Source organism: Vreelandella arctica (assembly GCF_037070215.1).
Lineage (GTDB): Bacteria > Pseudomonadota > Gammaproteobacteria > Pseudomonadales > Halomonadaceae > Vreelandella > Vreelandella arctica.
Genome location: NZ_JBANSN010000003.1, coordinates 174,503 through 187,496, shown reverse-complemented (window position 1 = coordinate 187,496; position 12,994 = coordinate 174,503). Strand labels below are relative to the sequence as shown.

Annotated in this window: 11 protein-coding genes; 2 read left to right on the top strand and 9 right to left on the bottom strand. The window is 56.3% G+C overall.

The genetic code is table 11. The features are described 5' to 3' along the window. Positions 1-225 precede the first annotated feature (225 nt). The 9 genes from V8L70_RS03930 to V8L70_RS03890 all read right to left on the bottom strand — a co-directional run bounded on the left by V8L70_RS03930 (position 226) and on the right by V8L70_RS03890 (position 10,300). Complete coding sequence (locus V8L70_RS03930) at positions 226-1,755, bottom strand: sensor domain-containing diguanylate cyclase (protein WP_101147362.1); 1,530 nt, start codon at positions 1,753-1,755, stop codon at positions 226-228. Positions 1,756-1,878: 123 nt separating this feature from the next. Further along, positions 1,879-3,906 (bottom strand): RecQ family ATP-dependent DNA helicase, encoded by a 2,028-nt coding sequence (locus V8L70_RS03925; protein WP_336268912.1) that lies wholly within the window; start codon positions 3,904-3,906, stop codon positions 1,879-1,881. 81 nt (positions 3,907-3,987) lie between these two features. Beyond that, positions 3,988-5,730, bottom strand: a complete 1,743-nt coding sequence (locus V8L70_RS03920; protein WP_336268911.1) for a SulP family inorganic anion transporter — start codon at positions 5,728-5,730, stop codon at positions 3,988-3,990. Positions 5,731-5,799: 69 nt separating this feature from the next. Next, positions 5,800-6,228 (bottom strand): protein tyrosine phosphatase family protein, encoded by a 429-nt coding sequence (locus V8L70_RS03915; RefSeq protein WP_336268910.1) that lies wholly within the window; start codon positions 6,226-6,228, stop codon positions 5,800-5,802. Positions 6,229-6,257: 29 nt separating this feature from the next. Then, positions 6,258-7,166, bottom strand: coding sequence for an MBL fold metallo-hydrolase (locus V8L70_RS03910; protein WP_101147366.1), 909 nt, complete (start codon positions 7,164-7,166; stop codon positions 6,258-6,260). A 166-nt stretch (positions 7,167-7,332) separates the two neighbouring features. After that, positions 7,333-7,551: a DUF1653 domain-containing protein gene (locus tag V8L70_RS03905; protein WP_153843484.1), complete on the bottom strand. Its 219-nt coding sequence runs from the start codon at positions 7,549-7,551 to the stop codon at positions 7,333-7,335. After that, the gene (gene tcdA / locus V8L70_RS03900; protein ID WP_336268909.1) at positions 7,548-8,438 is read right to left on the bottom strand and encodes a tRNA cyclic N6-threonylcarbamoyladenosine(37) synthase TcdA; all 891 of its coding nucleotides are present in this window, start codon (positions 8,436-8,438) and stop codon (positions 7,548-7,550) included. The genes V8L70_RS03905 and tcdA overlap by 4 nt, the downstream gene beginning before the upstream one ends. 10 nt (positions 8,439-8,448) lie before the next feature. Further along, on the bottom strand, positions 8,449-9,222 hold the full coding sequence (locus V8L70_RS03895) for a pseudouridine synthase (RefSeq protein WP_336268908.1): 774 nt from the start codon (positions 9,220-9,222) through the stop codon (positions 8,449-8,451). Positions 9,223-9,334: 112 nt separating this feature from the next. Then, positions 9,335-10,300: a LysR family transcriptional regulator gene (locus tag V8L70_RS03890; protein ID WP_336268907.1), complete on the bottom strand. Its 966-nt coding sequence runs from the start codon at positions 10,298-10,300 to the stop codon at positions 9,335-9,337. 183 nt (positions 10,301-10,483) lie between these two features. Between V8L70_RS03890 and V8L70_RS03885 the strand changes: the two genes are divergently transcribed. Further along, positions 10,484-12,001 carry an ABC transporter substrate-binding protein gene (locus V8L70_RS03885; RefSeq protein WP_336268906.1) on the top strand — a complete coding sequence of 506 codons (1,518 nt, stop codon included), beginning with the start codon at positions 10,484-10,486 and terminating at the stop codon, positions 11,999-12,001. Positions 12,002-12,075: 74 nt separating this feature from the next. Next, entirely contained in the window at positions 12,076-12,993 is a 918-nt protein-coding gene (locus V8L70_RS03880; RefSeq protein WP_336268905.1) for an ABC transporter permease, read from the top strand. Position 12,994: the final 1 nt, after the last annotated feature.

Genomic DNA, 12,994 nt, shown 5'->3' with positions numbered 1-12,994 from the left:
CCCTTTCCGCTGGGCACACAGCGCATTGTCCACTCACGTTCCTGCGGTGGGCACTGCGCTGCTTAAAGACTGCGATGCTGGTCAGACTGCGGACGAGGAATTTCAACTCACCACTCTTAGACTCCATTATATGAAAAGAGAGAGGCCGCGGCCTCTCTCTAAAGTGGTAAATGATGAAGCTCACTATGCCCTTATACTTCCAATAACGTTAATATTCGCTTTTAGTTAGTGGCCATATATCGCAATGCCACAGCGACCACTGTGTTTAACAAAATACATGGTTTGGTCGGCTGCATTCATAAGCTCTCGACTATTGGCAAAACCACCATCGCTGAGGCAAGCAATACCGGTAGAAACGGTGACATGGATGGACTGACTTTCCACATAGGCTATAGGCTGTTCAGCCAGTTGATGTGCTACTTTTTTCGCTAATAGCTGGGCGGAATCGGCGTCTTCATCAGGCATTATGATCATGAACTCTTCCCCACCGAAACGTCCGGCTAGGTCGCTATCACTTATAAGCCTTCTGATGAGCTTTCCAAAGTTTTCGAGTATTACGTCCCCCACCAAGTGCCCATATCGGTCATTGATCGTTTTAAAATGGTCCAAATCAATAAACGCCACCGAAAGAGTGCGCCCCTCCTCCCGGCATTGGGCAAAATGTTCGCTTAGTTGTTCTTCCAACCATCCACGATTAGCCAGCCCTGTGAGCGGGTCTATGCGGCTGCGGACTTCTAACTCGCTTTGACGCTTAAGTAGGTTTGCTAGCTCTGACTGTTGCTGTTCTAAGCGCGCATTCAAAGCCAATGTTTGTTGGAATAAGAGATCCTGTGCTTCCGCTAATAGTGCTTCGCTATCCTGGTTTTTTGGGGCCGTAATTTCTAGGACATCTGCTAATGAGGGAAGCTGCTTTTCAATAGTGGCGAGCAGTGCAGCAAGTTCGATTTGCTGGGCTTTTGTGTGGCTTTTAAGCTTGCGCATTACACTGACCAACGAATGGGCAGGAGAAGGGGCAAGCCAGGCATCGGCGATATGCCCTGAAAGGCGCACACAGAATAAGTCTATTGGAGCGGAAGCATAATCCGCATGACTGGTACCAATCGCTTCAGCAAGATTTGTGGGAACGCCCCATTTTGCTGCTAACCAAGCACCTACGGTAGCGTGATCGCAGCCAAACAGCAGTTGCTCTGAATGGCTAAGATCGGAGTGGTGCGTTGGTAGCGGCTCATAGATGGCTTCAACATCATCAGGATAAAGTGATTTTAGAGCCAATACTCCTATGTCCTGCAGAAGCGCTGCCGTAAACACAAACCCTGCTTCCCCAGGACACAATTGCTCTGCCATGTAACGCGCCGCAATAGCAGCAATTAAAGAGCGACTCCATACCTGCTGCAAATAAGCAGCTTGGTCTTTATGTTTGAATAAGTTAAAACTTAGCGTGGTGGCTAGGGTAGTGTCTAAGCCAACACGCGCCACCGCCTCTTGGCAAGTATGGATGGTCGGTGCGCTACGAGCGTAATAAGCGCTGTTGGCCAGCGCCAATAAACGTATGGTTAGTATGGGGTCCGTTTGAATGGCCTCCGCATAGGCCTTCACACTCGCATTTGGCGAGCGAGCAACGTCGAGCACTTTAATCGCGGCTGACGGTAGTGTCGGTAGAGTGAAGCAGTTATTAAGCCCTTCGCGTATAAAGTCGGGCAAGGCAGAGGTTAAGCTGAGCTTTTGGCTGTTGTCGGTTGGTTGAATAGCTAGCATTTCGGTTCCCTTGGCGAAGTATGGCTCCGAGTGTTAGCACCCAGGCGCCTAACTTATAGTTCTTCCCTGGCTAGGAAGGTACGACAACTCCAAAGCTTAGTCTAAAATCCTGTTTTGCTGAACTTAATGCTTGAATTCAGGTTTGTTAGCCATTGATTTTTGCCTACTCGCCACCCACTCACGCACTTGTGGATAGGCGCGCTGCTCGAACACGGCGAAGCCCTCAAGGCGACGGGCTTTAAGCGGGGTAAACACGGGCATGGTTAAACCACATAGAAAATGCGCCAACCGATGCGCGCTGGGAGGCTGGCCGAACTGTTCAGTGTGCCGCTGAATGAACGGAGCGGCATAGTACTGAAACTCCGCATTGCTCGGTACAGGCTGCGGCGGCGCGTCCGGTAGCGTTACGGGTTGACCATAACATACCGAGCAATGCCCGCAGCGGCCCTGCTCGGTGTCGGATGGCGTGTCAAACGTGCGATCACCGAAGTGCTCTGCTAACCGCCGCGTCAGACAGCTCTCCGACTCAAAGAGCCCCAACATCGCTTGTAGCCGTTCAATCTCGCTGCGTTCACGGCTCAGGCAGTCGTCGTATAGCTGGCGAGCCAGCGCTTCTATCGCAACAGTCGACTGACAGATCTCATACACGTCGGTCATCCGCTTGCCTTCCAGGGTCAGCCAGCCCTTGTCCTGAAAGTACTCAAGCGCGGTGATCACCCGGCTGCGGGAGGCGTCGACCTGCTGTTTCTGCCCCGCGCGAAGCAAGCGCTCGAAATCTACCGTGCCCCAGGTGCGAGCAATGGGGATATGGTCAACCAGTAGACGCACAAAGACCGCCCGCTCGCCTTCGAAACGGCTCACCAATGCCTCCGGCTCGATGTGATAACGCAGCCGATACTCGGCCAGAAACGCAAAACGCGGTGCAATCACCCCATGCATTTCCAGCCGCACCAGCAGCGTCTTAAGCGGCAGGAGACGGATATTGGTATCACGGGAAAGCGTGTTGAGCAGCACTTCCCACTGGCGGTCTGGCGTGTTGGCGGCGGAGGCGATCTCCTCAAGCAATCGAACAATGCCGCTGTATTCCGGCGTGTCGCCGTAGACGAAGTTCTCCAGCACCCGCAGACCGTCACGCCCGGCCATGGTCAGGCAGGTGGAAGGCAGGCCATCGCGACCTGCCCGGCCAATCTCCTGGCTGTAGTTCTCGATGGATTTAGGCAGGTCATAATGCACCACGTTGCGAATATTGCCCTTATCAATGCCCATGCCAAAGGCAATGGTGGCCACGATGCAGTGCGACTCGCCGCTCATGAACTGGCGCTGAATCTCGTCACGTTGCTGGGATGCCAGTCCCGCGTGGTACGCCTGAGCAGCGATGCCCTGAGCCTGTAGGGCGCTAGCAACCTGCTCTGCCGTGTGCTGGAGCGTGACATAGATGATCGTGGGCGCTTCGCCGCCCGGCTGCATTTGTGGCCTTAGCCACGCAACAAGCTGCTGCTGGCGATCTTCCATGGCCGGCGCGACCAGCAGCTCAAGGTTTGGGCGATAAAAGCCGGTAGTTACGATATGTTCTGGGGCGATGGCAAACTTTTCGCGCATATCGGCAATCACCGCTGGAGTGGCGGTGGCAGTGAGCAGCAATACCTGGGGAATGGCAAACTCACGCTGGTAATCCGGCAGTTTGAGATAATCAGGTCGGAAGTTATGCCCCCACTCGGAGAGGCAGTGGGCTTCATCGACGACCAATAGTGATATCGGTACCTGACGGAGAAAATTCCGGAAGCGCTCGTTTTTCAACCGCTCTACCGAGACCATGAGGATGTTCAGCTCGCCGCGTTTAGCCCGCTCCATGACTTCGCGGGTGGCGTCGCGCTCTTGGGTGGAGTCGATACTTGCGGCGGCAATGCCGCGGGCTTGCAAAAAGGCGAGCTGATCCTGCATGAGGGCAAGCAACGGCGACACCACCAGTGTCAGGTGCGGCAGATGCAGCGCGGGTAGCTGATAGCAGAGTGATTTCCCCGCCCCGGTGGCAAAAATTGCCGCCGTGGAGTGGCCCTTCAAGACGTGCGATACCACTGCCTGCTGGCCGCCGCGAAAGTCGTCAAAACCGAATACTGCTTTTAGCGTCTGCTGCGGCGAAGCTGAGGTCATGGCCATTTCCTGGAGAGTCGTCAAGGCATCAGCGGCTAACCTAACGCGTTCACGCTGTTTTCTCCAATCATCAACAGCACGCTAGGGCAACGTGGCCGGTAGCTGACTCTCACTGGCCGGATGCGCCAACGCCTGCCAGGCGTCGTAGGTGGTAAAGAACACTTGGCCGGTGAGCTCGTGATAAAACGCCGTGTGCTTTAGTCGGTCCATCACCGGCCCTTTCACCTCGGCCAAGTGGAGCATGGCACCGGCATCTTTCAGCCGACCGTTGATCGCCTCCAGGCTCTCCAGGGCCGAAGCATCGATGACATTCACTGCCTGACAGATGAGCACAATGTGCTTGATCGACGGCGAGCGGGCGGCCAGCGCCATGACGGTATCTTCGAGATAGCGAGCGTTGGCAAAATAGAGGCTTTCATCAATGCGCAGCATGGCGACATGCTCGTCGGTTTCTACCTGATGGCGCTTCACATTCCGGAAATGCTCGGTGCCCGGCACCCGCCCTACCACCGCACTATGGGGCTGGCTGGTGCGGTAAAGGTGTAGCCCCAGCGAGAGCACCACCCCGCTGATAATACCCACTTCCACGCTGTGCAGAAGCGTCAGCAACAGGGTAGCGATCATCGCGACGCCATCGCTGCGGGAGTATTGCCAGGTCCGCTTTACCGCAGGCAAATCAATCAACGTCCCCACGGCCACGATAATCGTGGCGGCCAGCGTGGCGGTGGGTAAAAAGGCCAGTAAGTCAGTGAGTAGCAGCGTCGCCAACACAATCCCGAGCGCGGTAAAAGCCCCCGCCAGCGGCGTTGACGCCCCGGCTTCAAAATTGACCACCGAGCGCGAGAAACCGCCCGATACCGGCGAGCCGCCGCTAACGCCAGCGCCAAGATTCGCCATGCCGAGCGCAATCAGCTCTTGGTTGGGGTCGATACGCTGACGGCGCTTGGCGGCCAGGGTCTGCGCCACGGACACCGACTCTACAAACCCTACCAAGCTGATCAGCAGCGCCGCCGGGAGCAGATCGAGCCACAGCGATTGATCCAGACTCGGTAGCGTAATGGCAGGCAGGCCACTGGGCACAAAGCCCACCACATCGACCCCGCGCTGCTCCAGTTGGAGGCCCCAGGCCAACAGGGTGGTCACTACCACGGCCGAAATAGGCGCGGCTTTCACCATTAACCCTGCCCAGCTGGCAGGCATTCCCAGCTTGGTCAGCCAACCATTCAAGCGCTTGCGACACACCCATAGATACACCCAAACGCCAAGGCCAATCAGCAGCGTTATGACATTCACCTGCTGCCACTGTCCCAATAGCGCTCTCAGCAGTTCCACCACGTTATGGCCGGATGCTTCGACACCCAAAATGTGCTTCAACTGGCTAATCCCGATCAAAATTCCCGAAGCGGTAACAAACCCGGAAATCACCGGATGGCTGAGGAAGTTGACTAAAAAGCCCAGCCGAAGCACGCCCATCGCGATAAGCATCAGCCCAGAGAGCGCGGCCAGCACCAGCGCCGCACCGATATATTCCGGGCTGCCCGGCGCGGCAAAGCTGCTCAGCGCCGAGGCCGTCATCAGTGCTGCCACCGCCACCGGTCCTACCGCTAAACTCGCGCTGGTGCCAAAGATGGCATACAGCACCAGCGGCAGCATGCTGGCATAGAGCCCCATTTCCGGCGGTAACCCTGCCAGCATGGCGTAGGCCAGCGCTTGCGGCACCAGCATCAGCGTGACGATCACCGCGGCAAGTACATCCCGCGTGAGCAAGCCCCGGTGATAGGTTCGCAACCAGCCGATTAGCGGCACCCAGCGCTCAATGATCATGATGCAGTCTCATAATAGGTATCTGCTGATACAGGGCCTTCGTACTAGGGTTTTACTCATCTTCGATTTTTATTGGGCGCTCCGTTCAAGACCTTGGCGCTGATCTTCCAAGTCAACCCCTGCCGCATGGGCCGCCGTAAACAGCTCCGCCAAATCGCACTGCTCGTGCTGACGCTTCGCGTAGGCCCACAGGTGCGTGGCCCGCTTACCTGAGCGGCAAAACGCCAATAGAGGGCGCGGCAGCTCTTGAAGCGCCTCAGCAAAGGCGCGAATGTCAGCTTCGCTGTACTCGCCTGGCTTCACGGGGATATGCACCCAGGCAAGGCCAAGCTGCTCGGCTTTTTCGCGATAGCGCGCCTCGTCGGGAAAGTCCTCGCTCTCACCTTCGATGCGGTTACACACCACCGCGTGAAAACCACGGGCTTTTACCTCCTCCAACTCATCCACCGTCAGCGCTGAGGTGATCTCAACGTCTGGCTCTAATGGCTTCGTTTGCATGACCACACCTCATATTGGTTTGGATAACATCAATCCCAGGCCGCACCTTCCAGCGCATCCAGGGGGATTTTCAGATAGCGCTTGCCGTTGGCTTCTGGCTCCGGCAGGCGACCACCGCGGGTATTCACCTGCAGCGCGTGCAAAATCAACTTGGGCATGGGCAGCTCGCTATCCCGCTTGTGGCGCAGAGCGATGTACTCCTCCTCGCTTTTGCCTACCAAGTGCGGGTTGTTGGCTCGCTGCTCATCGACGCGGCTCTCCCACTGCGGTTCACGGTCGTCGGGCATATAGTCGTGGCCGGTGAACAGCCGCGTATTGCCCGGTAGTGCGAGAATCTGCTGGATGGAGTTCCATAAGGACTTGGCATCCCCACCGGGAAAATCGGCTCGCGCCGTCCCAAAATCAGGCTGAAAAAGGGTGTCATGCACAAAGGCGGCATCACCGATGACGTAGGTGATGGAGGCCAGCGTATGGCCAGGCGAGTGCAGCACGCGGGCGCTGAGTTCACCAATAGCAAACGTATCGCCCTCGACAAACAGCGTGTCCCACTGGCGACCATCGGTGGGCATCTCCGGCCAGTGATAAATCTCCTTCCACAGGGCCTGCACTTGGGTGACGTACTGGCCAATCGCCGTCGGTGCGCCGGTTTTCTCTTTTAGGTACTGGGCTGCTGAAAAGTGGTCCGCGTGGGGGTGCGTATCCAGAATCCACGCCACTGTCAGCCCCTTTTCCTCGATATATTTCAACATTGCATCAGCGCAAAAGGTGGCCGTTGCGCCAGACTTTTCGTCGAAATCCAGCACCGGATCAATAATCGCGCACTGCTTGGTGGCAGGGTCGCTGACGATGTATTGGATGCTAAAGGTGCGTGGATCAAAAAAGCCCGCCACATCAGGTGCGCCTGTGCCTGTGCTTTGAGAAAGGGCAAAGGTCTGCATGCTTATCTCCCGGCTACTTGAGTAGGGTTGCCTGACGCCAAAGCGCCAACAATTGTTATAAAGATAGCTGATTATGGAATATAAGCAATAACAACCACAAAAACGCCGCCTCCCTGCTAACAGGGGGCGGCGACAATAAGAGCGACGATGGAGCAATCAATACGGGCTAGAACGTTTTCTCCAACGCAAAGCGCGGCTGGGTGTTGCCTTCTTTCGTCACGCTCTCCATGAACATCGCCAGCGGGCGCACCCAAAGACCGTAGTCGCCATATAGCGCGCGGTAGACTACCAGCGGTTCTTCGCTTTCGCTGTGCTGGGCGGTGCCCATTACTTCGTAAAGGCTGCCTTTATAGTGGCGGTAAATACCGGGAACGGGAGTGGTCATTCGCTTTCCTCTTGGATGGCCTGAGTGGCGGCGGGCTGATTCGCTTTCTTGGCGAGGCGCTCCAGCACTTTGGAGGCGGCAACAAAGCCAAAAGTGCCGGTCAGAAACGTCGCGGCGCCAAAGCCGGAGGCGCAGTCCAGCCTTGTGGCGTCGCCGCTGCCGGGCTTTTGCAGGCACACTTCGCCGTCGGCACTGGGGTAGATCAACTGCTCATCGGAGTAGACGCACTCCACCGAGAAACGCCGCTTGGGGTTGCGGGAGAAGCCGTAATCGCGACGCAGCCGCGAGCGCACTTTGGAGAGCAGCGGGTCGTGCTCGGTGCGGGTCAAGTCCGCCACTTGAATGCGCGTGGGGTCGGTTTGCCCGCCCGCCGCGCCGGTGACGGTAATCGGGATTTTGCGCCGCTTGCACCAGGCGATTAGCGCCGCTTTGGCGATCACACTGTCGATGGCATCTACCACATGGTCGGCATCCTCGGGAATGCGCTCGGCCAAGTTGGTGGGCGTGACGAAGGCGGTGTCCGCCACGATCTCGATCTCGGGAGCAATCAGGCGGCAGCGCTCGGCCAGCACATCCACTTTGGGCTGGCCGATGGTGCCATCCAGCGCGTGGAGCTGGCGGTTGACGTTGGAGACACACACATCGTCCAGATCAATCAGTGTGAGCTTGCCAATGCCCGATCGGGCCAGCGCCTCTACCGTCCAGCTACCCACGCCGCCTACCCCGACCACGACCACATGGGCATGGCGAAACGCCTCCGCAGCCCGCTGGCCGTAAAGGCGTCGAATACCGCCAAAGCGGAAATCATAGTCGCTAGAAGAATAGTCGCTAGAAGCATCGTCGCTCGACGCTGAAGCAGGCGAAATAATGAACTCATTCAATGACATAACGACAGGCTCACAGTGCTTGCAGGGCAGAAACCGTGGCAATGGGCGGCGTTCGTACGCTATCCAGCGGCAAATGCCCTGCCCAGCCAAGGTGATTAAACAGCGCGGTCATCGTGTCGTCCAAGGCGCAGCTTAATTGTACACGCTTAGCCAACAGTGGATGGTCAAAGGCCAAGTAGGTCGCCGCCAATAGTAAGCGTGGCGCCCCCATCTGCTCGGCAAAAAAGCGGTTGTGAACACTTTTGCCGTGCTTGGCATCGCCGATAATCGGATAGCCACGCCGTGAAAGATGACGACGAATTTGGTGGCGCCGACCAGTCAATGGCCGAGCCTCTACCAGGGAGTAACGCGCCACAGGGTAACGGTCGACCTGTACCGGCAATTCAGCGCTATCCAGACGACGAATATCGGTCATCGCAGGCATGGCGGGCATTTCCGCCTTGGGGCGCGTGCCGTCCTCCTCCCGCAGTGGGTAATCCAAACGTTCGCTCTCTGGTGCTTTACCTCGCACCACCGCTAGGTAGCGCTTTTCTACCTGACGCTCGCTAAAGGCTTCGCTGAGCAGGCCAGCCACCGTTGGAGAGAGCGCAAAAACGATCACCCCTGACGTCGGTCGATCCAACCGGTGAACGGGATACACCCGCTTACCGAGCTGGTCGCGAAGCCGCTGGAGCAGAAATTCAGTTTCGCCACGCGCTAACGTCGAGCGGTGCACTAACAGGCCTGACGGCTTATGCACTGCAACGAGATACTCATCCTGATAGAGGATGTTGAGTGGCGTCATAACGCTCCCTGGTAACAGCTGGTGACTAACATATCAGTATAAAAATAGGCGGCTATTGTCGCGGCTTGACGAGCCGATGTCATCCGCGCAATACGGCATCACTGCCCATTTCTTACTCCGGAAGCACCCGAACATCAGTCAACGTTTGTGAATTTGGCAGAAGAGGCAACTTCCCAGGTGGAATGTGCTCTTTAATAAACGCTAGGAAGGCCTGTGTGGCACTCGGTAGTGTGCGTTTGGCCAGGGTCTGGACTTCGATAAAGCGGGAGTCCATGCCCTGATCTCGAATAGGAATCGCCACTAAGCGATGTTGTTGAATACGGTAACGTACCGAGATCTCCCCCGCCAATGCGACCCCTCCCCCTAGCATGGCAAAGTTAATCAATGCCTCGGTGTAGTCGCTGCTAAAAATGGATTCAAACGCCAGGTTTTGACGGCTACAGCAGATATCAAACAGCTGGCGCAGGGTCGTTTCTGGCGAGGGTAGCGCCAGCGGATAGCGCTGCAGTTGAGCTAACGTTATATGTTTTTTTGCGGCTAGCTCATGGTCAGGAGAAACCAGCGCCATAATCGGCGCTGGTTGTCTCAGGGAAACAGTAATATCTGCTTCGGGTTTTAGGCTGAAGGTAATGCCGATGTCCGCATCGCCTTCCCTGACATGACGGGTCGCCTGTGCAGGTGAGCCCACCATCAAGTGAAAATGAATACCGCTGTAGCGCTTTCGAAAAGCCGCGATGGCTGCAGGCAAAAAGTCCACGGCAAACCCTTCTGAACTGGCGAGGCGCACCTTGCCACGCTGTAAGCCCCGCAGCGCCAGGATTTCACTGCCAATTCGGTCGGCTTCCAGTTGCATGTGGCGAGCATGTACTGCCAACAGCTCGCCTGCAGCACTCGGCACCATGCCACGTGCTCGGCGTTCAAACAGCAACGTGTCCAACTCACTTTCCAGCCGGGCAATCTGTCGACTGATCGCCGAGGGCGCCACATTTAGCTTACTGGAAGCTTCACTGATGGAGCCGCAGCGAACCACTTCTAAAAAATAGCGTAACGCGGTTTCTTGTAGCACCCGTGGATTCATAATGCCTCCCTTCGTCATAAGCATTGCCAAAACGGCAAGGTTAAATTCTAAAGATTGCACTGGCGGCATGACTGACTAATAGCTTAGTTTTAATTCAAGGCGGCGGCTCATCTAAAAAAACAAGAAGCCACGCCAGTACGCCAAACGCTCATAACCTTCCCTTATTAAAAAACGAGGTATGGCATGCAAACACCTAGAACTCTTTATTGCGTTACGTCACTTGCTTTACTCAGCGTCGCGACACCTGCATTAGCAGGTAAGGCCAACGATACACTGGTTTATGCATCTGACAGCGAGCCTGAGAATGTTAGCCCCTACCACAACAACCTGCGTGAAGGGGTGATCCTTGCCCACCTAGCTTGGGACACACTGATTTACCGTAACCCCCAAACTAATGAGTACGAGCCACGCTTGGCGACAGAGTGGGAGTGGGCCGATGACTCGACCTTAGATCTTGTACTTCGTGAAGGCGTAAACTTTCACAATGGAGAGGCCTTCGATGCTGACGATGTCGTTTTCACCTTTAACTATGCGGTATCACCAGAGTCACGTGTAGTGACACGCCAAAATGTTGATTGGATTGAAAGCGTTGAGAAACTGGATGACTATCAGGTGCGCATTCATCTCAAAGAACCTTTTCCAGCCGCCCTTGAGTATCTTTCCGGCCCGATGCCTATTTATCCCGATGAGTACTTCCAGGAAGTCGGTATTGAGGGCTTTAGCCGTGAGCCTGTAGGCACCGGGCCCTATCGGATTACCAACGTTCGACCCGGCGATGGCGTCAGCATGACGCGCTTTGATGACTACTTCGAAGACAGTCCCATTGGCCAACCCGAGATCGGTAATATCGAGTTCAAGGCCATTGCCGATGCGGACTCACGTATGGCGCAATTAATGTCGGGGCAAGTCGACTGGATCTGGCGCGTACCGTCGGATCAGGCAGAATCGCTGGGCGGCATGCCGCAGCTTAGCGTGCTAGGCGGCGAAACCATGCGAGTGGGTTATATTGGGCTGGATGCCGCAACACGGGAGGATTCACCGCTAAATGACCTTCGCGTGCGACAAGCTATCAATCATGCGATGAATCGAGAAGGCCTCGCCAACGATTTGGTTCGTGGTGGTAGCCAACCCCTCTACGCCCCCTGCTTTCCCACCCAGTTCGGCTGTGAAACACAAGACGTTATCGAGTATGAGTATGACCCTGAAAAAGCCCGCGAGCTGCTCGCCGAGGCAGGCTACCCCGACGGCTTTGATATTGACCTTCATGCTTACCGGGAGCGCGATTACGCCGAAGCGATGATTGGCGATCTTCGTGCCGTAGGTATTAATGCCGACCTGCGTTTTATGACCTCCCCCGCGCTTTTGGAACTTCAGCGTAATGAACAAACCGATATGTCGTTCAAAGCCTGGGGCTCCTTCTCTATTAACGATGTCTCGGCGTTCGTTAGCGTCTATTTCACAGGCGGCATTGACGACCTCTGGCAGGACACCCAGGTGCAGGAGTGGCTACAAGTCGCCGATAGCTCGGTAGATCCTGATGTGCGTTTAGAGCACTACCAGAAAGCGCTCGCCCGCATCTCCGAGCAAGCGTACTGGGCGCCGCTATTCTCCTACTCCACCTATTACGCCCACACCGCTGATCTCGACTTCACCGCTTACCCGGATGAACTCCCCCGCTTCTATGAGGCGAGCTGGAAGTAACAGCGTCTGATCGACCAAACGGCAGCCGTGGCACTCACCACGGCTCGCTTTCCACAGCGAGGGAGTGATGCTTTATGTGGGCATTTGTTTTCAAGCGCACGTTAATAGCGCTTAGCGTCGCGCTCACCATTTCGGTGCTGTGTTTTAGTCTGCTCCAGCTCTCGGGTGACTTAGCGCTCTCCATTGGTGGCCCCGAGGCCACCGCAGAACAGGTTGAGCAAATTCGCGTTGAATACGGCCTGGATCGGCCAGTCATTCAGCAATTTACGACGTGGCTATGGGGGGCGGTGCAGCTCGACTTTGGGCGCTCTTACTATTACCAGAGCGAAGTCATCGATCTCGTCGTTGAGCGGCTACCGGTAACGATGACCCTAGGTGTATTGGCGTTGGCGATTGCGCTGGGCGTGTCAATTCCCCTCGGCGTAGTCGCCGCCCTCAAACGCGGCAGCTGGATAGACCGTATGGCTATGGCGATTGCAGTCACCGGCCAGGCAATGCCCAACTTCTGGTTTGGCCTAACGCTGATCATCCTGTTTGCCGTCAAGCTGCAGTGGTTTCCCGCCGCTGGAAGCGATAGCTGGCAAGGCTTTGTACTGCCCGCCGTAGCGCTGGGCTATTACGCCACCCCTGCAATGATGCGGCTAACCCGTAGCGGCATGCTGGAAGTATTAGAGGCTGACTACATTCGCACCGCCCGGGCCAAAGGGCTGCGCACTGGGTCGGTGATTTTCAAACATGCACTACGCAATGCAGTGATTCCGGTGGTGGCGCTAGCCGCCGTAGAGCTGGGATTTATGCTCGGCGGTTCGGTAGTCATAGAGACCGTCTTTTCGCTGCGCGGGCTAGGTCAACTGGCCTGGAACGCGATTTCACGCAATGACTATCCGGTGGTTCAGGCCATCGTGTTGATCATTGCGCTGTTTTATATCGTGCTGACGCTGCTTGCCGACATTCTCAACGCAGTACTCGATCCGCGCTTGCGCGCGCGCTAAC

Bases quoted from the DNA above. Each gene is read 5' to 3' on its own strand.
- V8L70_RS03930 (WP_101147362.1), bottom strand. From the start codon at position 1,755: ATGCTAGCTATTCAACCAACCGACAACAGCCAAAAGCTCAGCTTAACC.
- V8L70_RS03925 (WP_336268912.1), bottom strand. From the start codon at position 3,906: ATGACCTCAGCTTCGCCGCAGCAGACGCTAAAAGCAGTATTCGGTTTT.
- V8L70_RS03920 (WP_336268911.1), bottom strand. From the start codon at position 5,730: ATGATCATTGAGCGCTGGGTGCCGCTAATCGGCTGGTTGCGAACCTAT.
- V8L70_RS03915 (WP_336268910.1), bottom strand. From the start codon at position 6,228: ATGCAAACGAAGCCATTAGAGCCAGACGTTGAGATCACCTCAGCGCTG.
- V8L70_RS03910 (WP_101147366.1), bottom strand. From the start codon at position 7,166: ATGCAGACCTTTGCCCTTTCTCAAAGCACAGGCACAGGCGCACCTGAT.
- V8L70_RS03905 (WP_153843484.1), bottom strand. From the start codon at position 7,551: ATGACCACTCCCGTTCCCGGTATTTACCGCCACTATAAAGGCAGCCTT.
- tcdA (WP_336268909.1), bottom strand. From the start codon at position 8,438: ATGTCATTGAATGAGTTCATTATTTCGCCTGCTTCAGCGTCGAGCGAC.
- V8L70_RS03895 (WP_336268908.1), bottom strand. From the start codon at position 9,222: ATGACGCCACTCAACATCCTCTATCAGGATGAGTATCTCGTTGCAGTG.
- V8L70_RS03890 (WP_336268907.1), bottom strand. From the start codon at position 10,300: ATGAATCCACGGGTGCTACAAGAAACCGCGTTACGCTATTTTTTAGAA.
- V8L70_RS03885 (WP_336268906.1), top strand. From the start codon at position 10,484: ATGCAAACACCTAGAACTCTTTATTGCGTTACGTCACTTGCTTTACTC.
- V8L70_RS03880 (WP_336268905.1), top strand. From the start codon at position 12,076: ATGTGGGCATTTGTTTTCAAGCGCACGTTAATAGCGCTTAGCGTCGCG.